Origin of the sequence: Pseudomonas sp. IT-P395, from assembly GCF_949767675.1 — a bacterium.
Taxonomy (GTDB): Bacteria; Pseudomonadota; Gammaproteobacteria; order Pseudomonadales; family Pseudomonadaceae; genus Aquipseudomonas.
The window spans coordinates 65,204-89,141 of sequence record NZ_CATKPW010000058.1 but is presented as its reverse complement, the minus strand read 5'-3'; the positions used below and the strand labels follow the sequence as shown (position 1 = coordinate 89,141).

General features: G+C 59.1%; 23 protein-coding genes. 9 read left to right on the top strand and 14 right to left on the bottom strand.

Annotated features, from left to right (window positions below):
• Positions 1-36 precede the first annotated feature (36 nt).
• Together ACM6IN_RS24100 and ACM6IN_RS24095 are read left to right on the top strand one after the other, a co-directional pair.
• Complete coding sequence (locus ACM6IN_RS24100) at positions 37-927, top strand: ATP-binding protein (protein ID WP_007908631.1); 891 nt, start codon at positions 37-39, stop codon at positions 925-927.
• Positions 924-1,406, top strand: coding sequence for a GAF domain-containing protein (locus ACM6IN_RS24095; protein ID WP_007908634.1), 483 nt, complete (start codon positions 924-926; stop codon positions 1,404-1,406). Before ACM6IN_RS24100 ends, ACM6IN_RS24095 begins: the two co-directional genes overlap by 4 nt.
• On the opposite strand, the gene ACM6IN_RS24090 is transcribed toward ACM6IN_RS24095, so the two are convergent.
• From ACM6IN_RS24090 to ACM6IN_RS24055, 8 genes are all read right to left on the bottom strand, one after another.
• The gene (locus ACM6IN_RS24090) at positions 1,407-4,352 is read right to left on the bottom strand and encodes an HD domain-containing phosphohydrolase (protein ID WP_414916819.1); all 2,946 of its coding nucleotides are present in this window, start codon (positions 4,350-4,352) and stop codon (positions 1,407-1,409) included.
• Positions 4,353-4,399: 47 nt separating this feature from the next.
• On the bottom strand, positions 4,400-8,044 hold the full coding sequence (locus tag ACM6IN_RS24085) for a transporter substrate-binding domain-containing protein (protein WP_414916818.1): 3,645 nt from the start codon (positions 8,042-8,044) through the stop codon (positions 4,400-4,402).
• A gap of 8 nt (positions 8,045-8,052) precedes the next feature.
• Positions 8,053-8,679 (bottom strand): response regulator transcription factor, encoded by a 627-nt coding sequence (locus ACM6IN_RS24080; protein WP_007908640.1) that lies wholly within the window; start codon positions 8,677-8,679, stop codon positions 8,053-8,055.
• A 363-nt stretch (positions 8,680-9,042) separates the two neighbouring features.
• Positions 9,043-10,371 carry a deoxyguanosinetriphosphate triphosphohydrolase gene (locus tag ACM6IN_RS24075; RefSeq protein WP_007908641.1) on the bottom strand — a complete coding sequence of 443 codons (1,329 nt, stop codon included), beginning with the start codon at positions 10,369-10,371 and terminating at the stop codon, positions 9,043-9,045.
• 76 nt (positions 10,372-10,447) lie between these two features.
• Entirely contained in the window at positions 10,448-11,611 is a 1,164-nt protein-coding gene (locus ACM6IN_RS24070; RefSeq protein ID WP_414916817.1) for an EAL domain-containing protein, read from the bottom strand.
• Positions 11,612-11,735: 124 nt separating this feature from the next.
• Complete coding sequence (locus ACM6IN_RS24065; RefSeq protein ID WP_007908651.1) at positions 11,736-12,074, bottom strand: hypothetical protein; 339 nt, start codon at positions 12,072-12,074, stop codon at positions 11,736-11,738.
• Positions 12,071-12,457 carry a phage holin family protein gene (locus ACM6IN_RS24060; RefSeq protein ID WP_007908652.1) on the bottom strand — a complete coding sequence of 129 codons (387 nt, stop codon included), beginning with the start codon at positions 12,455-12,457 and terminating at the stop codon, positions 12,071-12,073. Before ACM6IN_RS24060 ends, ACM6IN_RS24065 begins: the two co-directional genes overlap by 4 nt.
• A 2-nt stretch (positions 12,458-12,459) precedes the next feature.
• Positions 12,460-12,774 (bottom strand): DUF883 family protein, encoded by a 315-nt coding sequence (locus ACM6IN_RS24055; protein WP_007908653.1) that lies wholly within the window; start codon positions 12,772-12,774, stop codon positions 12,460-12,462.
• A gap of 304 nt (positions 12,775-13,078) precedes the next feature.
• Between ACM6IN_RS24055 and ACM6IN_RS24050 the strand changes: the two genes are divergently transcribed.
• Entirely contained in the window at positions 13,079-14,287 is a 1,209-nt protein-coding gene (locus ACM6IN_RS24050) for an ammonium transporter (RefSeq protein WP_007908654.1), read from the top strand.
• Here ACM6IN_RS24050 and ACM6IN_RS24045 read toward each other — a convergent pair.
• The gene (locus tag ACM6IN_RS24045; protein WP_414916816.1) at positions 14,284-15,996 is read right to left on the bottom strand and encodes a cation:proton antiporter; all 1,713 of its coding nucleotides are present in this window, start codon (positions 15,994-15,996) and stop codon (positions 14,284-14,286) included. The two genes, ACM6IN_RS24050 and ACM6IN_RS24045, sit on opposite strands and share 4 nt — an antisense overlap.
• Positions 15,997-16,204: 208 nt before the next feature.
• Here ACM6IN_RS24045 and ACM6IN_RS24040 point away from each other — a divergent pair, with 208 nt between their 5' ends.
• The 3 genes from ACM6IN_RS24040 to ACM6IN_RS24030 all read left to right on the top strand — a co-directional run bounded on the left by ACM6IN_RS24040 (position 16,205) and on the right by ACM6IN_RS24030 (position 17,832).
• Entirely contained in the window at positions 16,205-16,441 is a 237-nt protein-coding gene (locus ACM6IN_RS24040; protein WP_007908657.1) for a glutaredoxin family protein, read from the top strand.
• 112 nt (positions 16,442-16,553) lie between these two features.
• The gene (locus tag ACM6IN_RS24035; protein WP_007908658.1) at positions 16,554-16,871 is read left to right on the top strand and encodes a transcriptional regulator; all 318 of its coding nucleotides are present in this window, start codon (positions 16,554-16,556) and stop codon (positions 16,869-16,871) included.
• A 70-nt stretch (positions 16,872-16,941) separates the two neighbouring features.
• On the top strand, positions 16,942-17,832 hold the full coding sequence (locus ACM6IN_RS24030; protein ID WP_414916815.1) for a pseudouridine synthase: 891 nt from the start codon (positions 16,942-16,944) through the stop codon (positions 17,830-17,832).
• 78 nt (positions 17,833-17,910) lie between these two features.
• Here ACM6IN_RS24030 and ACM6IN_RS24025 read toward each other — a convergent pair whose 3' ends face one another.
• Positions 17,911-18,132, bottom strand: a complete 222-nt coding sequence (locus ACM6IN_RS24025) for a YgdI/YgdR family lipoprotein (RefSeq protein WP_007908660.1) — start codon at positions 18,130-18,132, stop codon at positions 17,911-17,913.
• Between the two features lie 78 nt (positions 18,133-18,210).
• A complete protein-coding gene (mobA, locus tag ACM6IN_RS24020) occupies positions 18,211-18,813 on the bottom strand; it encodes a molybdenum cofactor guanylyltransferase MobA (protein WP_414916814.1) in 603 nt (200 codons plus the stop codon).
• An 81-nt stretch (positions 18,814-18,894) separates the two neighbouring features.
• On the opposite strand from mobA, the gene moaB reads away from it, so the two are divergent.
• Positions 18,895-19,434, top strand: coding sequence for a molybdenum cofactor biosynthesis protein B (gene moaB / locus ACM6IN_RS24015; RefSeq protein ID WP_007908664.1), 540 nt, complete (start codon positions 18,895-18,897; stop codon positions 19,432-19,434).
• Complete coding sequence (glp, locus tag ACM6IN_RS24010) at positions 19,418-20,644, top strand: gephyrin-like molybdotransferase Glp (RefSeq protein ID WP_414916813.1); 1,227 nt, start codon at positions 19,418-19,420, stop codon at positions 20,642-20,644. Before moaB ends, glp begins: the two co-directional genes overlap by 17 nt.
• Positions 20,645-20,702: 58 nt before the next feature.
• Here glp and ACM6IN_RS24005 read toward each other — a convergent pair whose 3' ends face one another.
• Entirely contained in the window at positions 20,703-21,011 is a 309-nt protein-coding gene (locus tag ACM6IN_RS24005; RefSeq protein ID WP_176472330.1) for a hypothetical protein, read from the bottom strand.
• A 313-nt stretch (positions 21,012-21,324) separates the two neighbouring features.
• On the opposite strand from ACM6IN_RS24005, the gene yegS reads away from it, so the two are divergent.
• Positions 21,325-22,242, top strand: a complete 918-nt coding sequence (gene yegS, locus ACM6IN_RS24000) for a lipid kinase YegS (RefSeq protein WP_007908672.1) — start codon at positions 21,325-21,327, stop codon at positions 22,240-22,242.
• Here the strand turns inward: yegS and ACM6IN_RS23995 are convergent.
• The gene (locus ACM6IN_RS23995) at positions 22,226-22,885 is read right to left on the bottom strand and encodes a response regulator transcription factor (protein WP_007949957.1); all 660 of its coding nucleotides are present in this window, start codon (positions 22,883-22,885) and stop codon (positions 22,226-22,228) included. The two genes, yegS and ACM6IN_RS23995, sit on opposite strands and share 17 nt — an antisense overlap.
• Positions 22,882-23,775, bottom strand: coding sequence for a sensor histidine kinase (locus ACM6IN_RS23990; RefSeq protein ID WP_007908674.1), 894 nt, complete (start codon positions 23,773-23,775; stop codon positions 22,882-22,884). The genes ACM6IN_RS23995 and ACM6IN_RS23990 overlap by 4 nt, the downstream gene beginning before the upstream one ends.
• Positions 23,776-23,938 lie beyond the last annotated feature (163 nt).

Genomic DNA, 23,938 nt, shown 5'->3' with positions numbered 1-23,938 from the left:
CGTCATCATCACTGTGAATGTGCCCGAGGAGAAGACGTGGATTCCCGATTGAATGCTTTTCTTGAACGCGCCGAGTCGGTTCTGGCGCGGATCGAACCGTTGTTGCCGGCACCACGGCCGGTGATCGACTGGGGCACTTGTCTGGCGGCGCGCTGGCAGCGCGACGGGCGCAGCGGCTACTTGTTGCCGCTGGAAGTCAGCCTCGACATGCGCCTGTCCGACCTGATCGGTGTTGACCGTCAGCTCGAACAACTGGGGCGCAACACCCAGCAATTTCTCGATGGCATGCCGGCCAACCATGCGCTGCTGTGGGGCTCGCGCGGTACCGGCAAGTCGTCGCTGGTGCGGGCCTTGCTGGCGGAACACGCCGCCGCGGGTCTGCGCCTGATCGAGATCGAGCGCGATCATCTGGCAGATCTGCCGCGGGTGGTCGAGCAGATCGGCAAACTGCCGCAACGTTTCGTGTTGTTTTGCGATGACTTGTCGTTCGAATCCGGTGAAGGCGATTATCGCGTGCTCAAAAGCGTGCTTGATGGTTCGCTTGAGCAGGCCCCGGACAACGTCTTGCTGTACGCCACTTCCAACCGTCGCCATCTGGTGCCGGAGAAGGAAAGCGACAACGAAAACTGGAAACGCGTCGACGGCGAACTGCATCCCAGCGAAGCCGTGGAAGACAAGATCGCGCTGTCGGACCGTTTCGGTCTGTGGCTGTCGTTCTACCCGTTTACTCAAGAACACTTCCTCAACGTCGTCGAGCACTGGATCGGCCAGTTGGCGGCCAAGGCCGGCCTGAGCTGGCAGCGCGACGAAGAACTGGACATCCTTGCCGTGCGTTGGGCCACCGGCCGCGGTAATCGCAACGGACGTTGCGCGTACCAATTCGCCCGTTACTGGGTGGGACTGAAATTGTTGGAGCACAAGGCATGATTGATTTGCAACAAAGCGGCCAAGGCCTCGAAGGCTATGGCATGTTGGCCGCACAACTGGAATCGCTGCTGGCGGACGAGCGCGATTTCATCGCCAACGCCGCGCAGTTTTCGGCGTTCCTGTTCAACCAGCTCGATGATCTGAACTGGGCGGGTTTTTACCTCAACCGTAACGAAGAGCTGGTGCTCGGCCCGTTTCAGGGGCAGATCGCTTGCGTACGCATTCCGTTCGGTCGTGGCGTGTGTGGTGCGGCGGCAGCGACTCGGCAAACCCAGCGCGTTGAAGATGTGCACGCGTTCCCGGGGCATATCGCCTGCGACAGCGCGTCGAACAGTGAACTGGTCGTGCCGCTGGTCAAGGACGGTCGCCTGATCGGTGTACTTGACCTCGACAGCCCGAAACTGGCGCGTTTCGGTGCGCAGGATCAGGCCGGTATCGAGCAACTGGCGGCGATTTTCCTGCGTCTGACCGACTGCTGATCACGCGGTGAGGCCAGCCTTGTGCAGCAGGCTGGCCGGATCCACGTTGTCGATCTGCGCGGGATCGAGAAAACGCACGGCGTACTGCATGTACACGCCGTCGTTGATGAACAAACCAAACAGCTGGGCATCGATGTGTGCTTCGCGGCACATGGTGGCCATGATCGCCAACGCCTCACTCAAGGTTTTCGCTTTCTTGTACGGGCGATCGGCTGCGGTCAGCGCCTCGAAGATATCGGCAATCGCCATCATCCGCGCCGGCAGGCTCATGTCCTCACGCTTCAGGCGTTTCGGGTAACCGGTGCCGTCCATTTTTTCATGATGACCGCCGGCGATCTCGGCAATGCTGTCGAGGTGGCCGGGGAAGGGCAGGTGGCTGAGCATCATGATCGTCTGCACCATGTGGTGATTGATCACGTAACGCTCTTCGCGGGTCAAGGTGCCGCGGCTGATGCTCAGGTTATACAGCTCGCCGCGATTGTATTTGTAGCGCGGCACATCCAGCTTGAAGCCCCATGGATTGTCTTCGGGAATCAACTCGTTCGGGTCGCGTTCGAGCAGGTGCTCGGGCTTGTCCGCCAAAAGCTTTTCACTGACCGGCAAGCTCGGTGCCGGCGTGCGCGACTGACGCCGATTCTCCTCCCAGGACACACCCAACCGGTCATCAAGGGTACGCATCCAGGTGCGTCGGCCTAGATGATCAAGGCGCTGCAGATCTGCTTCGGCCATCGCTTCACTGCCTAGATTGCAGCGCGCGACAAAGGCAAAATCGTCGTCGAGCGCCGTCAGCGTGGCGTCGCGCAGTTCGGCCAATGCGGTCTCATCGCCGCCCAGGGCGCGCGCCTGCCAATAGCTGATCCAGGCATCACGCTTGAGCACTTCGAAACGTGTGCGGATCTCGTGGATGCGGTCGTTGATGGTTTCCAGTTTGGTGGCCTTGTCGACCACGTATTCCGGCGTCGTGACCTTGCCGCAGTCGTGCAGCCACGCGGCAATGTGCAAGGCTTCCCATTCATCTTCGCTGGGTTGGTAGGCGCTGAAGGCCGGCGCCTGACTGGCTGCTGCGGCCTGGGCAAGCATCAGTGTCAGCTCCGGCACGCGCTGACAATGCCCGCCGGTATACGGACTCTTGGCGTCGATGGCACCGGCGAGTAATTGAATAAAGGCGTCGAGAAGTTGTTTCTGACGGGCTTGCAGACGCTGGCTCTCGATGCTCACCGCCGCCGCGCCGGACACAGCCTGCAAAAAAGCGATGCGATCAGGGCGCAGTTTTTCCAGATCGGCTGCGGTGCCGCTGTCGCTCACCAGCAGAATCAGCAGGCCGATGGTTTCGTCGTGGCGGTTGTGCAGGCGGATGCCGATCAGATGGATGCGCGGCGATTGCATTGCCAGCAGGACCTTCTGCAAGTCGCCGGCCTGATCAAAGCCGAAGTTGCTCACCACGTTGTTGGCGCTGACCAATTGTCTGAACCACGCCGGGCCGTTGCTCTGCTGCAGGTCGTGGCCCTGGATGTCGAACGCCTCCAGGGTCTGTGGCGTGCCATCTATCACCAGGCCGTAAGGCTCCATGCGGCTGCTGTCGCTTTCACGCAGATAGATCAGCCCTGCCTGCGCCTGAGCAATCTGCACCGTTTCAAACAGCACCCGCTGCAGCAGGGGGGCAAAGCGGGTTTCGGCGCCCAGGGTGTCGGTGATCTGGAAGAAACTCGCCAGCGTGTCTTTCATTCGTGCCATCGACACACTCAACTGGTCGACTTCAAGCACCGGCGAGCGGCGTGCCAACGGAAAATTGAAATCGAAACTGCGGATGGCGTCTGCTTCCTTGACCAGCGCGTGCAACGGCTTGACCAGAATCCGCGAAATCACCCAGCCCAGCGGCAGGCATAGCAGCAGGGTCGCCAGGGTGACCAGCGCGCCTTGCCAGCGCAAACGGTAGGCATCGACCAGTAACTCGTCTTCCGGCACCAGCAACGCCAATTGCAAACCTTTCGGGCCACCCTCTTGAATGCTGCTGCGGGCGACGATCCAGTGGCGCCCCTCCGCTTCCACGCGATTGCCCTTGGCTGCGCCGGACAACAGGGTATGCAAGCCCGGACTCAGGTCCGCCGCTTTGGCCAGAGAGGCCGTGCTGCCGTCGACAATCAGGCGCTCGCTGTCGGGGTAGGCCACGGCGTTGCCCTCGGCGTCGAACAGGGCAATCTCGGTGGAGGGGGTGACGACATGTTTACTCAGCGCGGCGGACAGGGCGACCAGCGTCAGGTCCGCGCCAATCACGGCGTTCTCGCCGCTGCGCCGGGCCAAGGTCGTGCCGACATTGTGAGTGGAGAAAAACACGTAGGGCTCGGTGGTGATCTGTTCCTCTTGTTGACGGGCATCGTTGAACCAGGCACGGCTGCGCGGATCGTAGCGGTCGCCTGGGTTGTCCTGACGGCTTGTCGGGGTCAGTGCCTGATCGAAAAACAGCGATTGCGAGTGCATCGCGCCCTGCGGGTCATGCTCGATGCTCCAGACCTGATACGCCGCCGCTTCAGGGGCCTTGAGCAGCGTTTTCAGTGCTGCGCTGCGCAGTGGACGGACCATGAAGAAGTCGCCATTGGCATAACCCAGGTACAGCGACGCCAGGTTGGGATTGTCGCTGAGCGACTGGCTGAAGGGGCGGAGCAGGGGCATGCGTTGTTCAAGGCGCGCAGCCTGAGTGGCGGGGTTGTCCGCCAGCAAACTCAGCAAATGGCGGATCGGCTGATAGGTGGCCGCCATGTCCAGGCGCACGTCCTGTTCGATCCGTTCGAACAGTTTTTCGCTGCTCGAGAGGATGATCTGCGTGGTCTGGTGGTAATTGAACAGGCCCAGCACGATTCCTGTAAGCAGCAACAGGAAGGTGAACATGACGCTGATGTGCACATGCAGCGGAAACCGGCGTTGCTCCGGGCGCAGTGGGCTGGGCATTTCGGGCTCTCCATGATGGTTAACTCACTGCTCAGCGCCAAGCATAGTTAAGGCAGGCTCATTGTGCTTTGATCCGACACCGTCAATTGCTGCTGCAAGGCGTGCTCGAGATCGAGCATCGCCCGGTTGCTCGCTTCGCAACGGCGAGCGATCTCGTCTGTCGACAAGGCCTCGGCGCAGGCTTGCTCAAGGGCGTCGCAGCACTCGATCACGCGTGATGCCTGAGCGATACGTGCGGCCCCCTTGATCTTGTGAGCGACCACCGCCAGCGCCGCGCGATCATGTTCAGGCGACAGCGCGAGCAGTTCCTGACGATCGAGACGGCTGCTTTTGAGCAACTCGGCCAGCAAACGGCGGGCTTGAGCAGGGTTGCCACCGGTCAGCATGTTCATGTTTTGCAGGTTGAAGGCCGGTGGTGCACACGTCGGCGTGATGCCATCGACCCACTGGCTGAGCAGGCTCAGGCTCAAGGGCTTGAACAGGCAATCGTTCATGCCGGCCTGTTTGCAACGCTGGATTTCCTCCGGCTGTGCATTGGCCGTAAAGCCCAGCACAGTGCAGGGCGGGCAGCGTGCCTGGAGTTCATGCTGGCGAATGGCGCGAGTCAATTCGTAGCCATTCATCAACGGCATGTTGCAGTCGACGATCACCAGGTCGAAATGGCCCGCCCGCCACAGTGCCAGGCCACTGCAGCCGTTCTCGGCAATGCTGAAGTGATGTCCGAGAAACTCCAGTTGCTGACACATCAACAATCGATTCGCCGGATGGTCATCTACCACGAGCACACGCAGAGGCGTTTGCGATGTCTTGATCGCCGCTTCACTTTTCACTGTGCTCAGCTGTATCGGCAAGGTTTCCAGCGCCAGGGAGATACATACCTGAGTGCCGATGCCCGGCTGACTGTTCAATTGCAGTTGCCCGCCCATCATTTCGCAGAGGTTGCGACTGATCACCAGTCCCAGGCCTGCCCCGCTTCTACCTTGTTGACTGCTGTTTTCCGCCTGGGCAAATGGTTCGAACAAGCGCTGCTGGTCCTCGGCACTGATACCGACGCCAGTGTCCTGTACGGTCAGTTGCATCAAGGCACGGGCCGGCACCTCGGTGTTCATGAGGTCCAGGGTAATCCGCACATGCCCCTGCTCGGTGAATTTGATGGCATTGCTCACCAGATTCGACAGCACCTGTTTGAAACGCAGGGGGTCCAGATGCACATCGATTGCCAGGTCCGGTGGATTGAAGATGACTTGCAGGGTGAGGTTTTTCTGCCGGGCGAGGCCTTCGAAGATTCTTGCCACAGACGCCACGGTATCGACCAGATTGACCCGTTCCGGGCAAAGACTCAGACGCCCGGATTCGATCCGTGCGATGTCGAGAATATCGCCGATCAAACCCAGCAGATCGTTGGCCGAATGATAAGCCGTGTCGATTGATGAGCGATCCGGATGCTGTTGATCCATACGTTTGAGTGTCAGTTCAAGCATGCCGATCACGGCATTCATTGGCGTGCGGATTTCGTGACTCATGGTCGCCAGAAACGTGCTTTTTGCCCGGTTGGCCTCATCTGCCTGTTCTTTGGCCGTACGCAACTCTTCGAACAACTGACGGCGTTCGCTGATGTCGATCCAACCGCCGATGATGCCTTTCACGTCGCCGCTGGAGTCACGGTACGGCAGTATCCAGTGATAGATCGTCAGGCGTCGGTTGCCGATGTGCAAAGGCCGGTCGACCACCATCGGTGTGCCTTCGGCGACGACGCGTTGGTAATCGGCCTGAAAAGCCTGAGCTTCGAAGGCGTTGCTCAAGGTGCCCTCAATGACGCTTTTGCCGATGACGTCTTCGCGTTTGGCATTGAACGCTTCGAGGTAGCTTTCATTGCAGCTTTGCAGCAGGCCTTGGCGGTCGCGGACATAAATCGGATGCGGTGTGCCATCGACCAGTGAACGCATGAATTCAAACTGGTCGTTCAGCGCGCGCTCGGCAGCCTGACGTTGTTTGATCTGGTGACGCATATAGGCGTTCCAGGCCAGAAGCAGCAGCAGTAACAGGCAAGCGCCGACGATCACTTGGTAGAACAGGCGCTGGTAGTTATGCCAGATGTTCTGCGATGCCGTGGAGTAACCGCGCCAGCGGCCATTGATCACGCCCAGCTCATCGGGGGCGATGCTCAACAACGCTTTGTTGATGATCGACGCCAGTTCCGTGTTGTCCCGGGCGGTTGCCAGCGAAAACGCAGCCTGGCCGGTGCCGATGGTGGTGGTGATTTGTAATGCCTGATTAAAGATCCGCGAAGAAATGAAGTAGTTGGCAATCACCAGTGAGTTCACCGCGCCGTCGACATGTCCTTCAGCGAGCAGCGATACCGCGCTGAAGGTATCCGCGGTTTCGATCAACTGGATGCGCGGATACTCTCGGCGCAGGTATTCGACCATCGGATTGCCTTGGGCAATCGCCAGTTGTTTGCCTTTGAGCTGGCCCAGGTTGGTCGGGCCGTCGGCACTCTTGCGGGTCAGCAGAACGTAGGAATTTTCCAGATAGGGACGACTGAAGTTGAGGGTTTTTTCGCGCTCCGCTGTCGGCAACAATGCTGCAATCAGATCGGCTTGATGGTGGTCTATCTGCTGGATCATTTCCGCGTCGTTGCGGCTGCGCCGGATCTCGAAACGCAGGCCGGTGCGCAGGCGGATCAGTTCGAGCAGGTCGGCACTGATGCCGCGAAAATTGCCGTCGTTGTCAAAGAATGTCAGGGGCGCGAACGCTTCATTGACGACCACGCTGACCACCGGATGCTGTTTGAGCCACACTTCTTCGCGCTGGGTCAGTTGCATTTTCCGGTCGGTGAGCAACAGATCGCTGCCGGCGCTCCAGCGCTTGGCAATATTGTCGCGTTCGCTGGCAGGCACTGCCTTGAGCACGGTGTCGACGATGTCGAGCAATTGTGGGTTGTTGCGGCGCACGGCGAAGCTGAAACCCTGGGCTTCCTGCTTGCCGAAATTGGCCATGCGCACATTGTTCAGGTAACCCTTGTTGATCATGTAATGCGTCGACAGGGTATCGCCGAGAAACACATCGGCCTGGTCAAACGCGACGGCGTTGATCGCGTTCTGGTAGGAGGGGTAGCAGGTAATGAGCGCCTTGGGATACAACGCCTTGACTTCGGGTAACGGCAAATAGTGATAGACCATGCTCAGGCGCAGCCCGGCCAGGCCTTCGGTGAGTGAGCGGGTTTCGTCTTCGCGGGTGACCAGCACCGGCAGGTCAATGGCATAGGGGGTCGACAGCGCCAGGTTGGCATTGCTCGCTTCGAACCCGTTCGCGGTACCCAGCAGGTCGACCTGGCCATCGACCAGTGCCCGAATCGCCGCATCCCGGGATGGAAAGCGCTGCACCCGGACAGGCAGACCGGTGGCCTGGCCAAGGAGTCCGGCGTAGTCAGCTGTCAGCCCTTCGTAATCCTTGCCACTGACCGTCATGTCAAACGGCGGGTAGTCAGGCGCTGAAGTGCCCAGAACCAGTTCGCTACGCGCAAGCATCCATTGCCGTTGGGACTTATCGAACGTGATCGATACCGGCTCGTTTGCCGACCTGCTTAGCAAGGCATAGTCCGGTGAACCGCCGGGCATGGCGAACACGTTGGCGCTCAGGTAAAGACCTGCACTCAACGCAATTAAATAGTCCTTCAAACGGCTGGGCATGCGGGCTCTCACACGAGTGCGTTTCGTTTGGCCATCTCGATAAGTTCTACAAGGGATTTGGCCTTGAGTTTCTGCATCAGGCGTTTTTTGTAAGTGCTGACGGTTTTATTACTTAGAAACATGCCCTTGGCGATCTCCTTGTTAGTGCGGCCTTGGGCGAACAATTGCAAAACCATCAACTCGCGATCATTGACGGATTTGAACAGTTCCAGTTCGGCAAAACGGATATCGTCACTACGAACCGGATTCAATGCCTGGCTGGGGAAATAGTTGTAACCGGAAAGTACTGCTTTGATTGCACTGACCAGTTCGCTCAGGTCTTCCTGTTTGCAGACATAACCCGATGCGCCGGATTGCATGCAGCGAATGCCGAACAGTGTCGGACACTGCGCCGTCAGAATCAGGATTTTCAACGGCGAGCCCATGGCATTGAAGCGGGCCAGCACCTCCAGGCCGTCCAGCTTGGGAATGCTCACATCGAGAATGACCAGATCGGGCATGCACTCGCGCACCATTTGCATGGCATCGACTCCGTTATCGGTTTCACCGACGACCTTGTAACCTTCATGCTCCAGCAGCATTCGAACGGCGAGACGGATGACCGGGTGATCGTCGACAATAAAAACGGAGTTCATAATCAAATCCCATGCAAGCACGAATAAAGCGCGCACCTTAGCTCAGTTGAATGAGCACTCGCATGAAGTGACATGGCTCCAGTCACGTTATCGGATTAATCCTACAACTAATAAGGAAACGGACTACGTTCAAACTAGGTTTGACGTAAGGAGGAGCAGAATTTGAAGAGGCTTATAGTTTGACTTGAATGATTTGCAAGTACTGGCTGTAAATGGCTTTTTATAGATGTTTAAACTTGCTGAATCGCCGCGTGGTCATTGTGGATCTTCAGCCCTGTCAGTGACGCGTTAAAAGTTCTCGGGTTGACATTGGGAGGGCTGCATGCGGGTAGCCAAAACCATGGGCGCCCGCATGCGATGGAGTCAGTGGCTGGAGCGGCCGGTCATTTCCAGCGCCATGTCGCTGGCGTAGCTGTCGGTCATGCCGGCAATGAAATCGATCATGCGCAGAAACGACGTGTGTAACGAACCCTGAGGATCCGGTGCGTTACTGCCCAGCAGATCAAGAATGCGCCGGCTTTTGAATGACGGCGTACGACCGTTGTGTTGTTCCAGCGCGGCGCCGCAGAACGAATTGAGCAGGATCTCCAGCGTCGTATACGCGCCGATTTCATGCAGGGTTTTGCGCTTGTCCTGAAAGATTTTCTTGCGGGCGATGTCCTTGGCGTTCAGGACGCAACGCTTGGCCGGGCCGTGCATGTGCTCGACCAGATCGCCGTGCAGCGTGCCGGCGAGGAGTGCGTCCTGTTGCTCGACAAAGGCCCGCGCCGCAGCGTTGGTCAAATGCTCGATGGCCTTGCCGCGCAGGATCGCCAGTTTGCGTCGTCGCGAATCCTGCGGGCCGAGCTGACGATAGGTTTCCGGCAGATCGTCGCCCACCAGCCCGAGCAGCAGGGATTCGACTTCGGCGTATTCCAGCAGCTCCATTTCGAGGCCGTCTTCGAGATCGATCAGCGCGTAGCAGATGTCGTCGGCGGCCTCCATCAGATACACCAACGGGTGACGCGCCCAACGCTGGTCTTCGATTTGCGGCAGGCCCAGTTTGTGGGCGATCTGCTCAAGCAGCGGCAGCTCACTTTGATAGCAGCCGAATTTGTGTTTCTTGTAGCCCAGGGAGTCGGCGTGGCGCGCGGTCCACGGGTATTTCAGGTAAGTGCCGAGGGTGGCGTAGGTCAGCCGTGTACCGCCGTCGAACTGGTGGTACTCCAGCTGAGTCAGTACGCGAAAGCCTTGGGCGTTACCTTCGAAGTTGAGAAAGTCAGCGCGTTCGGCTTCGCTCATGCCGTCGAGCCAGCCACGTCCGGCGGCCTGCTGGAACCAGTGACGAATAGCATCTTCACCGGAATGGCCGAACGGCGGATTGCCGATGTCGTGGGCCAGACACGCCGACTGCACGACCATGCCGAGGTCGGCCGGGTCGCACCATTCGGGCAAGGCACTGCGCAGGGTTTCGCCCACTCGCATGCCCAGTGAACGGCCGACGCAACTGACTTCCAGCGAATGGGTCAGGCGCGTGTGAATGTGATCGTTGCTGGTGACCGGGTGCACCTGGGTCTTGCGTCCGAGGCGGCGGAAGGCACCGGAGAAAATGATGCGGTCATGGTCTTTGTGGAAAGGGCTGCGGCCAAGTTCTTGCGGGCTGTGCAGCGGCTTGCCTAGGCGTTCGCGGTTGAGCAGGGTTTGCCAATCCAAGGCTGATTCTCTCCGTCAGGTGACTGGGGGCGTTGGCCCCTAGCTTCCCGGTTCGCGCACGCCCCTGCAAGCGTAACTACAACCCAGCCGCGTCGATGTCGATCAACAGCAAACGCTCACCGTTGTCAAAAAACTGCCCGGCCGTCAGGCAATACTGATTGCTGGTGGCATCGCGGTAGGTATTGGAGAGCGTCAAACGCCGCTCCTCCCAGCCTTCGGCGAGCAAATGATAAAAATACGGGCGCCACGACCAGTTGTGCCCCAGATAACGATTGTCGGCGAACCAGCCATGCTGCCGCCATTCGAGGTTGGGCGTCAGCTGCGTGCCGTGGCGATCGCATTGATAAAACCGCAGCAGCCAAGGGAAGGCGTCCAGTTGTGGCAGCGCGCTCAAGGGGGCATGCGCCTGAGCCCAGGCTTGCAGGATCGACATCAGTTCAGCGAGTTGCTGGCGCATTTGCATCAGCCGCCCGCGCTCCGCGAGTTTCTGCCGGACATAGCGCTGGCGCAGTTCGGCGAAGTGCTGCACAAACGCGTCGGCGGGAAAGAACGCCTCCTGCGCCCGCGCGAACAGGAATCCCTGTACATAGCGCGATCCGCATTCCAGGGCGAAATTCAACTGCGCTTCGGTCTCGACGCCTTCGGCGATGATCCAGCAGCCGGTCTTCTCGGCCATCTGCGCGAGAGCCTTGACCACATCACTGCTCGGACCACCCAGTGCAGCGGCCTGGAACAGACGCATATCGAGTTTGAGAATGTCCGGTTGCAGCGCCAGCACCCGATCAAGTTGCGAGTAGCCGGCGCCGAAGTCGTCGATGGCGATTCTCGCGCCCGCCTCGCGATAACGCGTGACGACTTCGGCCAGGCGTTGACCGTTGCCGCCCAGTTCGGTGATCTCGAAGACGATGCGTTGCGGATCGATACCGTAGCGCGCCAATTGTTTGAGGCTGGGCAGAGCCTGATCGGCGCGCAGACGACTGATCCAGCGCGGCGACATGTTCAGGCTGAGAAACCAGTCTGCCGGCGCTTCATGCAAGCGGCTCAAGGCGTTGTCGCGGATTTGCCGGTCGAGGCGGCGCAGGGCAATCGCGGGTGTGCGCGGGTCCGCAAACAGTGGCCCGACCGAAGACAGTTGACCGTCGGCCTGGCGCAGGCGGCCCAATGCTTCGACGCCTGCAATGCGTCCCGTGGCGGTATCGATGAAAGGTTGAAAGCAGGCGAGCGGTTGCCCGTCGATCACGGGGCCTCCTTAGTCGTTCTTGTTCTGGTTGAACCCCGTCGACCGGATAGGCGCACGGGATTGAACCTCCGGATAAAGAGGTTCATCCCGCCGGTATTGCAAGAATGTAGCCAGATGTATCTGTTCAGCGTTTGGCCGAACTCTGCATGACCAGTTTGATCAGCGGCCCGAGGCTGGTGCCGAGCCGGATCAGCCGGCTCAAGCCACCGGCGCCGCCGCTTTTCGCGCCTTTGCCAGTGATAAAGCCCAATAGCGTAACGGCAGCCACGCCCCACAATGGCGCGTGTTTTATGCCGAAACCACCTTGCAGGTTTTGCGTCATGCCGCGCATGCGATGCAGCGGTTGCAGGACTTGCCCGGCTTCATGACGAATTTCCTGGCGATGCATTTCCATGCGCAGGCGGATCAACGCCTTGCGCATTTCCCGACGCGAGCTGTTGTGTGGCAGTTCAGGCAGGCTCATGGCAGCAGGCGCTCCCGGTCGTTGGCCAGCTCTTCGAGCGTGCCGTGGAAAGGCGAGGATTCATCGAAAATCGCCGCCTTGAGACGCAGTGCGCAGAAGATCGACGCCAGGGTATAGAAAACGCACAGGCCAATGATCGCGGCCAGACGATAAGTGTCCCAGAACACGATCATCACCAGTGTCGATAAGCCCACCAGCAACAACAGGGCAAAGACCAAAGCCAGACCTGCGAACAGCAACAGGCTGACGGTTCGTGATTTCTGCTCCTGCAATTCGATGCCGAATAATTCGACATGGCTGTGCAGCAGACCCAGAACGGCGGCGCCCAGGCGTCGCGTGGAAGAGGCGGTGCCCGCAGTCGGGCCGGATTCACCGATCGACATAATCAGCGCCGGGTAGCCAGCAGGCCGATCAGAAAGCCGACACCGGCAGCGATGCCAACGGACTGCCAAGGGTTGGCCGACACGTAATCTTCAGTGGCGGTCACTGCAGCCTGACCGCGATCGCGCAGGGTTTCTTCGGTCAGTTTCAGGGTTTCGCGGGCGCGCAGCAGGCTGTCGTGAATCTGCTCGCGCAGCTCATCGGCCTGATCGCCGGCCAGGGTGGCGGTGTGCTCGAGCAAGCGTTCGGTGTCGGCGACCAAAGTCTGGAAGTCGTTCATGAGGATTTCTTGAGCAGTCTTTGCCTTGATGCTGGCCATGGTGGATCTCCGTAAGTGACGTCTGAAGCGTTCGAGTATGAGCCTTGCGCGAAGGTTCAGTACAAATGACTGGTACAACTTTTGCTGTGTCGTGGTGCGTTGCCCGGCGGTCGTGCGCGGTTGCCGGGCATGCGCCATGAGAAACCTTATCCCAAACAAGCCCGGTTCGTGTCAGGACATCGACCTCGTGCGCCAAAGCAGTTCGCCGGACCGTAGGCTCCGTGCCTGCGCGGTCGCAACTTGGTGCATGAAATGTGCGCATGAACCGCTTTGGTGCCTTTTTCGCCTTTAGGTCTGCCTGCTTATGGAAAATCTGCAAAGCGCTGTGGACACCCTGGTTCACAGCTCCAATACCTTGTTCATTCTGATCGGTGCGGTAATGGTGCTGGCGATGCATGCCGGTTTCGCCTTTCTCGAAGTCGGTACGGTGCGCCAGAAAAACCAGGTGAATGCGCTGTCGAAGATTCTCAGTGATTTCGCTGTCTCGACCCTGGCCTATTTCTTTATAGGCTATTGGATCTCCTACGGCGTGACGTTTATGCAACCGGCGGCGGTGCTGAGTGCCGATCACGGTTACGGACTGGTGAAGTTTTTCTTCCTGCTGACTTTTGCTGCCGCGATCCCGGCGATTATTTCCGGTGGCATCGCAGAACGCGCGCGTTTCGTGCCGCAGTTGTGCGCCACGGCGCTGATCGTCGCGTTCATCTATCCGTTTTTCGAAGGCATGATCTGGAACGGCAACTACGGTCTGCAAGCTTGGCTGACGGCGCAGTTCGGTGCCGCTTTTCATGACTTCGCCGGTTCCGTCGTGGTGCACGCCATGGGCGGTTGGCTGGCGCTGGCGGCGGTGCTGTTGCTGGGGCCGCGTAATGGCCGTTACCGCGACGGGCGTCTGGTGGCGTTCGCACCGTCGAGCATTCCTTTCCTGGCCCTGGGTTCGTGGATTCTGATTGTCGGCTGGTTCGGCTTCAACGTGATGAGTGCGCAAACACTGCAAGGCGTCAGCGGTCTGGTGGCGGTCAATTCGTTGATGGCGATGGTCGGCGGCACGATGGCGGCGCTGCTCGTCGGGCGCAATGACCCGGGCTTCCTGCACAACGGCCCATTGGCCGGGCTGGTGGCGATCTGTGCCGGGTCCGACTTGATGCATCCGGTCGGTGCGCTGGTGACCGGCGCGATTGCCGGTGCGCTGTTTGTCTGGTGCTTTACCGCTGCGCAGGTTAAATGGCGCATCGATGACGTATTGGGTGTTTGGCCACTGCACGGCCTGTGCGGTGTTTGGGGCGGGATCGCCTGCGGGATTTTCGGCCAGGCCGCGCTCGGTGGTATCGGCGGCGTCAGTCTGATCAGCCAGTTGATCGGCACCGCACTCGGTGTCGCGGTGGCGTTGATCGGTGGCTTTGTCGTATACGGCGTGATCAAGGCGCTGCACGGGCTGCGCCTGAGTCAGGAACAAGAGTATTACGGCGCCGACCTGTCGCTGCACAAGATCGGCGCGGTGAGTCAGGACTAAGTTTCAGCATCATCGCTACCGGGATAAAAACCGTGAAGCAGGCGATAGCGGTCGATGCGCACCTGATCGACTTTTTCCTGCACCTGATGCGCCGGCAGACCGAGCATGATCAAGGCGTGAGAGGCGAGCATCAGGCTGGACTCCAACAGCTCCGGCACCACTTCGGTGGCGCCGGCGGCTTTCAATTCGGCCCATTGGCTGTCGTCGCGGGTGCGTACCAGGATCGGCACGTGGGCGTTGAGTCGGCGCGCTTCCTTGAGGATGCGCAGGGCAATATCACTCTGATCCACGGCGACCACCAGCAGTTTTGCGCGCAGCAGGCCAACGGCGGTCAGCAGATCGCCGCGTGATGAGTCGCCATAATGCACGTCACTTTCTCCGCTGGCGGCTTCCTGTACGCGAACCGGATCACTGTCCAGTGCGATGTAAGGCTGCTTGGCATTGCGCAGGAAACGCCCGATGGATTGACCGACGCGGCCGTAGCCACAAATCACCACGTGCTGATTGAGGTCGGCGTTGAGTGCGCTGATTTCCTCGATCTGTGCTTCCTGATTGGGCTTGCGGTGGAGCGCTGTAGCGATGCGGGGCGCCGCGCGCAATAGCAGTGGCGTCAGCAGCATCGAACAGAACGTCGCGGCGAGCAGAAGATTGCCCAGCGCCTCGGGCATCATGCTGTGTTGCTGCATTTGCGCCATCAGTGCAAAGCAGAACTCGCCCCCCTGCGCCAATGCCAGGCCGCTACGCCACGCCGTTTCGCTGTCGCTGCCGCGCCACTTCACCAACAAGGCGACGACGATGCCCTTGATCACCATCAAGCCGACGGTGAGCCCGAGGATCAGCAGGCTGTGACTGACGAACAGTTGCAGGTCGATGAGCATGCCGATGCTGACGAAAAACACCCCGAGCAGGATGTCGCGAAACGGTCGGATGTCGGCCTCGATCTGATGCCGATAGTGGCTTTCACCGAGCAACATGCCGGCCAGAAATGCACCGAGGGCAGGGGACAGGCCCAGCAGGTGAGTCAGCCACGCGGTCAGCAGCACAATCACCAGCGCCAACAGCACGAACAACTCAGCCGAGCGTGACGCGGCCACTTCATGAAACAGCCTCGGCAGTAACCAGCGACTGGCCAGCAGCAGACCGACAAACAGCACCACGGTTTTCGCCAGTGTCAGCGGCAGCGCCCAGTACCAGGCTTGGGCGCTGCTCCCGGCAAACACTGGCACCAACGTCAGCAGCAATACTGCGACAACGTCCTGAAACAGCAAAACGCCAACGGCATTCTGCCCGTGACTGCTGAACACCTCGCCGAGGCTGCCTAGTTCTTTGGTCACAATTGCCGTCGATGACAGCGAAAGCCCGGCGCCGAGCAGCAGCGCCGGCGTCGTCGGCATGCCCAGTAGCATCAGCAACAAACCGAGCAGTGAGGTGCTGATCAGTACCTGCTGACTGCCGAGGCGGAATACCACCTGACGCAAGGCGATCATCTTCGACAGGGAAAATTCCAGGCCGAGTGAAAACAGCAGAAACACCACCCCCAGTTCGGCTACGTCAGGCAGGTGTTCGCTTTCGTTGACCCAGTCGAAGGCACTCGGTCCGACCAGCAATCCCACGCACAGATAACCCAGAACCGGCGGCAACCGCAGGCGCCGAAACAGCGCAATCACCACGAGGGACGAGGCGAGGATGATCAACAAATTGGCAAACACTGGACACTCCGATGTCAGATTCAGGCTTTTCAAGCGTAGAGGCAAAAAGACCGGGAGGATCGCGCAAATGGTTTTTCTGTGGACTGATTTGCGTCAGGGTTTTGCCTGTGAACCTTTGTCGGAGGACTGGAGCCTTTGGGCGGCGGTGGCTCGACGGGTTTTCAGCTGCGGCCTAGAATAGGCCCACTCATTTCCTGGTTGAGCGCTCATGCTTCCTGAATGTCAGCTGTTCGGCACCCTTGGATGCCATTTGTGTGAAGTTGCCGAGGCCGAGTTGATGCCTTTCGTTGAGCACGGCCTGCTGGTTGAACTGGTCGATATCGCTGAAGACGAATCTTGGTTTGAGGCTTATAGCCTGCGGATTCCGGTGTTGCGTCGTGTCGACACCGGGGCAGAACTGGGCTGGCCCTTCAGCGCTGATCAAGTTGTGGCGTTTCTGCGTTAATTCGTATTTTCTCATTCATCCCGCCGGTCGCCGCTGCCATCCATTCCTTGGCATTTTACGGATTGTTCGGTTACTGTATGTTCATACAGTAAATGCTTCAGAGGGATGAACCGTGGTCAATGTCGAACAGTTGAAAAACAGCGTGAACCGGATGTCGGTTGACGTGGTGCGCGAGGCCGTTCTCGAATTGCGCCTGGACGGGCTGGTCACGGAAGGCAAGACGCCCTTCAACAAGCTGCATTTCAACACTTGCTTTGCCGAAATCGAGGCCTTGTTTCAGCGTGCCGGTTATCACAAACAACTGGATGTGGTCGGTTATCAAGGGTTGCTTTACGCCTTGTATGACCCGGGCCGCTGGGAGGCTGTCGATGTCCTGCGCTGGCTCAAGGAGTTCACAGACGCCGCAGCGCTCAAGTCGATCCCGGCCTGAGCAATCTGCGCTAGGCTCGTTTCCCTCCGTGCTGGATAATGCCGCCCTGTATTGAGGGTTTGATTTCCGTATGTCCACATCTACATTCTCTGCTGCGCAGAATCAGGCGAGCACGCTCTATCTGCCGCCGGGTCCCTGGCTGACCGTACTCGATTGTCTGTGTGAGCATTTTCGTGCGATTGATCGCGAGCAATGGCTGGACCGCATCGCTCGGGGGCGAGTTCTGGATGGTGATGGTCAGCCGATCTCGGTGGATTTGCCTTACAAGGAAGGCTTGCGAATTCATTATTTTCGCGAAGTGCCGGACGAAAAGCCGATCCCGGTGGTCGAGTCGATCCTGTATGCCGACGAACATCTGGTGGTGGCTGACAAACCGCATTTCCTGCCAGTCACACCCGCCGGCGAGTACGTTGAGCAGACCTTGTTGCGCAGGCTGATTCGTCGCTTGGACAATCCCCATCTGGTGCCTTTGCACCGCATCGACCGGCATACGGCGGGACTGGTTATTTTCTCGGCCAACCCGCAAACCCGTTCGGCTTATCAGTCGCTCTTCCCGACGCGGCAGATCGACAAACGCTATGAAGCCATCGCCCCGGCGCTGCCAGATCTGAGGTTCCCTTTGGTGCACAAGAGCCGTCTGGTCGATGGCGAGCCGTTTTTCCGCATGCAGGAAGGCGCAGGGGCCAGCAACACCGAAACGGCGGTGGAGGTTCGGGAAAAGCATGGCGATCTGTGGCGCTATGGATTGTTTCCGGTGACCGGCAAGAAACATCAACTGCGTGTGCACATGACTGCGCTGGGGGCGAGCATCTGCAACGATCCGTTTTACCCGCAGGTGTTGAAAGACGTCGAGGATGACTACGCCAATCCGCTGAAGCTGCTGGCGCAGGGTCTGCGGTTTATCGACCCGGTGACCGGTGAAGAGCGCGAATTCGAGAGCCGGATTACGCTGCAATGGTGAGGCCCAAGCCACCTTTCGAACGCCCATGAAAAAGCCCGCATTAATGCGGGCTTTTCTGTATCCGGTGTCGACCAGAGCTTACAGCTCTTTAACGGTGCGAACCTGATCCTTGTTGATGCGGGTTTCTTTGCCGTCCAGCTGTTTGAACTCGTAGAAGCCCGAATCGTCATCGTATTTCGGGGTGTCGACGGCCTGGATTTCGCGACCGTCATTCAAGGTGATCACTGTAGGCGACGAGCAACCGGCGAGGGTGGCAAGGCCCAGTGCGAGCATGAAAGTGGCGAGGGTCCGTTGAGTCATGGGTGTGTCTCCGAATGGGAATTCTTTTGGTTACTGAGCTTGAGACGTATACAAGGCGTGAGAGTTCCTTGAATGGTGTCAGTCTGACACAGTGTTGTGGGAATTTAACAGTTCGGGGGTGTTCAGGTTGGCCAGTCGCGGGTCGTTGTCCGGGCATTGCAGGGCAGTAGCGCCGAGCATGCGCATAACCCGGCCGGGGCTGCGCTCACCGGCGTTCCAGGCCTCTTCGAAGGCGGGTCGAAGGGCTGCCGGAATCACACACAGCAAGGGTTCCCAGTGCTCGTCATGGCGCAACATTAAAGGTTTTTCAGGATTCTGATTGGCCGTCTCGCGCATGCTTTGCAGTAACGCTGCGTCAATGCGCGGGACGTCACAGGGCAAGACCAGCAGGTGCGAATGGCGCGCAGCTTTCAGACCCGCACGAATGCCGGCCAATGGCCCCGGAAAATCGCCTTCGTCATCGACCACCAATTGATCAGCGAATGGCGCGTAACGCTCGCGATTACGGTTGCAGGAGATGATCAGGTCATCAGTCAGCCCACGGACCTTGCGCTGCAAATGTGCAATCAACGGCTCGCCCTGCCATTCGACCAAACCTTTGTCCTGGCCGCCCATGCGTTGGCCGCGTCCACCTGCCAGGAGCAGAATGGAGCAGGGGGGCAGTTGCGTGTCGAGGATCATGGCAGCTCTCCAGAGGGGCGGCGAAAAAATGAGGCGCTGTGATATAACACCGGGCTGTTTCTCCTACAACTGGACGAGCCTATGAAAGCCAAGGCTGATGTACCTTTCGTGCCGCTCAATATTGCGGTGCTGACTGTCAGTGACACTCGAACACTGGAAACCGACACCTCAGGTCAGGTCTTCGTCGACCGTTTGACGGCGGCAGGCCATTTTCTGGCGCAGCGGGTGTTGCTCAAAGATGACCTCTACAAAATTCGTGCGCAAGTCGCCACCTGGATTGCCGACGATGTCGTACAGGTCGTGCTGATCACCGGCGGGACCGGATTCACTGGCCGCGACAGTACTCCTGAAGCAGTTGCCTGCCTGCTCGACAAACAGGTCGACGGGTTTGGTGAGTTGTTCCGGCAGATTTCGGTAGCCGATATCGGTACCTCCACGGTGCAGTCCCGTGCGCTGGCCGGTCTGGCCAATGGCACGCTGGTTTGCTGCTTGCCGGGTTCGACCAACGCCGTACGCACCGGTTGGGATGGCATCCTGGGCGAGCAGTTGGACGCGCGTCACCGTCCGTGCAATTTCGTGACTCACTTGAAGCAGGCGGCGCCTTGTGAATCCCGTGGGTAAGCCGGGCAAGACCGGGGCATTGATGCCGGTTGAGTTGGCGCTGGCGCGTTTGCTCGAGATGGCCGAAGCCTCGCCAATTGCAGAGCATGAAGACTTGCCGTTGGCTCAGGTTCAGGGACGTGTGCTGAGCGAAGATCTGATTTCGACGCTGGATCTGCCGCCTTGGCCTAACAGTGCCATGGACGGATATGCGTTGAACCTGGCGGACTGGACTGGCGAACCCATGCCGGTCAGTCAGAAAGTGTTCGCCGGGCAATCCCCGGAGCCTTTGAAACCGGGCACCTGTGCACGGATTTTCACCGGCGCTCCAGTGCCCGCGGGCGCTGACTGCGTGGAAATGCAGGAAAACGCTGAGGTTCAAGCTGATGAAACGGTGCGCTTCCTCGAGCCGATGAAGACCGGGCAGAACATCCGTCCACAAGGCCAGGAAACCACCGTCGGTGAGCTGATCCTGCCTGCCGGAACCCGCTTGGGTCCGATAGAGCAGGGACTGGCTGCGTCGTTGGGGTGTGCCGGGTTGAAGGTCGTGCGCAAGGTTCGCGTTGCGGTGATCTCCACGGGTGATGAATTGGTCGAGCCGGGCCAGGCATTGGGGCCGGGTCAGATTTACAACAGCAATCGGGTGTTGCTATGCAGTTGGCTGCAACGTCTGGGCTGTGAGGTGATCGATGCCGGTATTCTTCCGGATAATCTGGCCACTACCCGTGCCCGTCTGGGGGAGTTGCAGGATGTTGATCTGATCCTTTCCACGGGGGGCGTGTCGGTAGGTGAGGCGGATTTTCTGGGTGTCGCCTTGCGAGAAGAGGGCGAGCTTGCCCTTTGGAAGCTGGCGATCAAACCTGGAAAACCGCTGACATTTGGCCATTTCCGCAATGTACCGGTCATTGGTTTGCCAGGAAATCCGGCATCGACGCTGGTGACCTTTGCGCTACTCACTCGGCCATATCTGTTGCGCCGTCAGGGCGTGCAGGACGTCGAGCCGCTGAAGTTCAGCGTGCCAGCGGGTTTTGACTGGCCGGTGGCAGGCAATCGGCGTGAGTACCTTAGAGGCCGTCTGGAGCAAGGGCGGGCCACTGTTTATCGCAACCAGAGCTCAGGCGTACTGCGTAGCGCCGCATGGGCAGATGGATTGGTCGAAGTGCTGGAGGGCCGCACACTGAGCGCCGGCGATGAAGTGGTCTTCATTCCGCTGAGTGATCTGCTGGACTGACCGCTGTCTCGCAAATGCAGGCGTCGGCTGTCGTCGGCGCCTGCAATGACTCATTCATTTAATTGCTGATCAGTGTCACAAGCTGGTCGAATCGGCTATTGGCCACCCAACCCAGCAGACCCAGCACTACCGCTGTCGCACCCGCCGAGTAGGCAAGCCGATGTTTGATTGTTCTGACATCACTGCGGACTTCGTCCATGTCCCGCCGAAGGTACTTGAGATGGGTTTCCAGCTCGGTTACACGAGGTTCCATATCAATTTCTCCAGTGGTTCTGGCGCTGTTTTTGAATTCTGACTTTTGATTCGAGCGACTTTCGACGAGAGGGCCAACCGGGCTCAATGGCACTCTGGCTTCATGACTGGGCATGGAAGCATCCACCGATCGTTTCAACTGTTCGCTTGCAAACTTTTTCAGCTATCGAGCTGGCAAGAGCCTTGGGGGGGTATCCACTCATTACATGCACATCCTTGTGTGTTGGATTGAAGATTGCTACCGCCGGCACACGGTGACCCAATGTCGAAGCCGGGTCAATTAAGCCGATTCCGCATGTTTTGTAAGAAAAAATACCGCTGTGTAGGACGTTGAGGCCAGAAGGCCGAATTAATTACAGGTCTGACGGCTTTTTTGCGGGCGGCAGTGGTCAAGATGTCTCGAACCGATTCGATTAGGGAGTGATGTGATGAGTGAACGCCGGGCACTGTTGATTTTGCATGGCAAGCAGGCACTCAACGAGGCGGTACGCACCGCCGTCGAGGACAAGCGCAAGCAAGGCTGGGAGCTGGCCGTGCGCCTGACGTGGGAGGCAGGGGATGCTCAGCGGTGGGTGGAGCAAGCCTTGGCGGACGGCTACACAAAGATTATCGCCGGTGGTGGAGATGGCACGTTGCGCGACATCGCCGAAGCGCTCGCGGCGCACCCGGGCAAAGCCAGCCTCGTTCTTTTACCCTTGGGCACCGCTAACGACTTTTCCCGCGCCGCCGGTGTGCCATTGGAGCCTGCCGAAGCGCTTGAGCTGCTTGATGTGCCGCCGCGCGACATCGATCTGGGCGAGGTGGGCGGGCAGATTTTCCTCAATATGGCCACGGGTGGTTTCGGCAGTCAGGTCACGGCCAATACTTCCGAGGACCTGAAAAAAGTACTCGGTGGTGCAGCCTATCTGTTCACCGGTTTGTCACGATTCAGCGAGCTGCATGCTGCTTATGGTGAGCTTCAGGGGCCGGACTTTCACTGGAGTGGCGAAATGCTCGCGCTGGGTATCGGCAATGGCCGTCAGGCCGGTGGCGGGCACGTATTGTGCCCGGAAGCGCTGGCCGATGACGGTTTGCTGGATATCAGCATCCTGCCGGCGCCACAGGAGTTGGTGGGCACGTTGAAGACGCTGCTCAGCGATGGTTTCGGCATCGATAACATGTTTGTCCGAGCCCGTTTGCCATGGGTCGAAATCAAAGTGGCCGAGGGGCTCTGCATCAATCTGGATGGCGAACCACTGGAAGGTGAGAGCTTGCGATTTGAGGCGCGTCCGGCAGCGTTGCGCGTGCACTTGCCGGAGCATTCTCCATTGTTGGGCGGCGCCCGCTCGGTCAGTCGTCCAGGCTGATGATCTGTTCGCGCACGGCGAACAGTACCAGGCCCGCTACGTCGTAGATTTGCAGACGCTTCATGATCTGTGAGCGGTGGGTCTCGACTGTCTTGATGCTCAGCCCCAGGCCATTGGCGATTTCCCGAGTGGATTTCCCCCGCACGATCAAACGCAGGATTTCCAGCTGGCGCGCGGTCAGATTGTGCGAGTCGGCGGCCTCCGGCTGCTGCTTCTGATTACGGGTCAGGGCCTGATTGATCACGGTGTGTGCGATGGCGGGGCTCAGGTAGCGCTCGTTGTTGCGCAAGGCTTCCAGTGCATGTTCGAGCTCGGTAGCGGTCGTGTCCTTGAGCAGATAGCCGTGGGCGCCGGACTCGAGCGCCTGCATGATCAGCGCCGGATCGGTGTGCATCGACAAGATCAGCACCTTGCTCTGCGGACGCACCCGCTTGAGCCGTTGCAGGGCTTCCAGGCCACCGGTTTCTTTCATGGAGATATCCAGCAACACGATATCCGGACTCAGTTGCTCGACCATTTCGAGCAACTGCGAACCGTCATTGGCCTCGCCAATCACCGCGTAACCGGGAATATCCAGCACCAGAGCGCGCACGCCGGCCCTGATCAGCGAGTGGTCATCCACCAGAAGTAAGTTGCAAGTCAACGCATAACCTTATTCGTACTGGCCCGCTCGAGTGCGCGAGGCGCCCAGGGGAAGAGTGCTTCGATTTGAGTGCCTTTACCCGGTTCGCTGATGACGTTCAGGGTGCCACCCAGTTGCTCGATTCGTTCGGCCATCCCGGCCATGCCTCGTTGTCCTTCTCGACCAGGATTGGCCGACGGGGCGAATCCCATACCGTCATCGCTGATCAGCAGCGTCAGCCCTTTAGGCAGACGTTGCACGCGTATCACCAGGTTTTTTGCCTGGGCGTGACGCAGGATATTGGTAACAGCCTCCTGGGTGATGCGAAAGGCGGCGACCGCCATTTCTTCCGGAATACCGTTGAGGCGCTGCTGGCAATCGAGGCTCCAGTGCACGCTGGTGTTGGTCAATGTCTTGAGCAGATGTGCACGCAGACTGGCTTCAAGCCCCAGGCTGGTCAACTGCCGTGGATTGAGAATGGCCGAAACGTCGCGCACTTTGTCGAGGGTTTCTTCCAGGGTGGCGCACAGCACCGTGCATTGCTCCTGCAAGTCATCCGGCAGGCGTCGCTTGAGCCACTCGCTCTGCAGTTTGGCGGCCGTCAGCAATTGGCCGATATCGTCGTGCAATTCGCGGCTGAGGCGATGGCGCTCGTTTTCCTGGACTTCCAGCAAGCGGTCGGCGAGCTCCTGAGGCTGAAATTTGATCGATTTGCGTGACAGTCGATATTGCACCCAGACACATGCGGTAGCGGCGATGTCGAGCAGTAGCAGCCCGAGGCTAAGGGGTGTCGAAAGACCATAGGTCAGCAGGCTGCCGAGGGTGGCCGCGACACACAGTATGAGCGTGAACCGGCGTGCATTTTCCCGGGAAGGTGGCCATGTAGTGATTGACTTGAGACTGGCGTACATAACGGATGGAGCCAATGGATGTTCGCTGCGGGCAGACCGGCCTGAGGCTGGCGGGTCTCTGTCTGAAAATGCTGTCAATTATGTTATTGGTTTCAACGCGGTCCAGTGAATGTATTGACCGCCAACTTCAGTGGACAGCGGTCGCTGAAATCACTGTGCCATT

Coding starts and splice junctions, on each gene's coding strand:
- mobA (WP_414916814.1), bottom strand. CDS start 18,813: ATGATCCTCGACACGCAACTGCCCCCCTGCTCCATTCTGCTCCTGGCA.
- ACM6IN_RS24050 (WP_007908654.1), top strand. CDS start 13,079: ATGGAAAATCTGCAAAGCGCTGTGGACACCCTGGTTCACAGCTCCAAT.
- ACM6IN_RS24090 (WP_414916819.1), bottom strand. CDS start 4,352: ATGCCCAGCCCACTGCGCCCGGAGCAACGCCGGTTTCCGCTGCATGTG.
- ACM6IN_RS23990 (WP_007908674.1), bottom strand. CDS start 23,775: ATGTACGCCAGTCTCAAGTCAATCACTACATGGCCACCTTCCCGGGAA.
- ACM6IN_RS24065 (WP_007908651.1), bottom strand. CDS start 12,074: ATGAGCCTGCCTGAACTGCCACACAACAGCTCGCGTCGGGAAATGCGC.
- ACM6IN_RS24005 (WP_176472330.1), bottom strand. CDS start 21,011: ATGCCCAGTCATGAAGCCAGAGTGCCATTGAGCCCGGTTGGCCCTCTC.
- ACM6IN_RS24080 (WP_007908640.1), bottom strand. CDS start 8,679: ATGAACTCCGTTTTTATTGTCGACGATCACCCGGTCATCCGTCTCGCC.
- ACM6IN_RS24085 (WP_414916818.1), bottom strand. CDS start 8,044: ATGCCCAGCCGTTTGAAGGACTATTTAATTGCGTTGAGTGCAGGTCTT.
- ACM6IN_RS24095 (WP_007908634.1), top strand. CDS start 924: ATGATTGATTTGCAACAAAGCGGCCAAGGCCTCGAAGGCTATGGCATG.
- ACM6IN_RS24060 (WP_007908652.1), bottom strand. CDS start 12,457: ATGTCGATCGGTGAATCCGGCCCGACTGCGGGCACCGCCTCTTCCACG.
- ACM6IN_RS24030 (WP_414916815.1), top strand. CDS start 16,942: ATGTCCACATCTACATTCTCTGCTGCGCAGAATCAGGCGAGCACGCTC.
- yegS (WP_007908672.1), top strand. CDS start 21,325: ATGAGTGAACGCCGGGCACTGTTGATTTTGCATGGCAAGCAGGCACTC.
- moaB (WP_007908664.1), top strand. CDS start 18,895: ATGAAAGCCAAGGCTGATGTACCTTTCGTGCCGCTCAATATTGCGGTG.
- ACM6IN_RS24055 (WP_007908653.1), bottom strand. CDS start 12,774: ATGGCCAGCATCAAGGCAAAGACTGCTCAAGAAATCCTCATGAACGAC.
- ACM6IN_RS24025 (WP_007908660.1), bottom strand. CDS start 18,132: ATGACTCAACGGACCCTCGCCACTTTCATGCTCGCACTGGGCCTTGCC.
- ACM6IN_RS24040 (WP_007908657.1), top strand. CDS start 16,205: ATGCTTCCTGAATGTCAGCTGTTCGGCACCCTTGGATGCCATTTGTGT.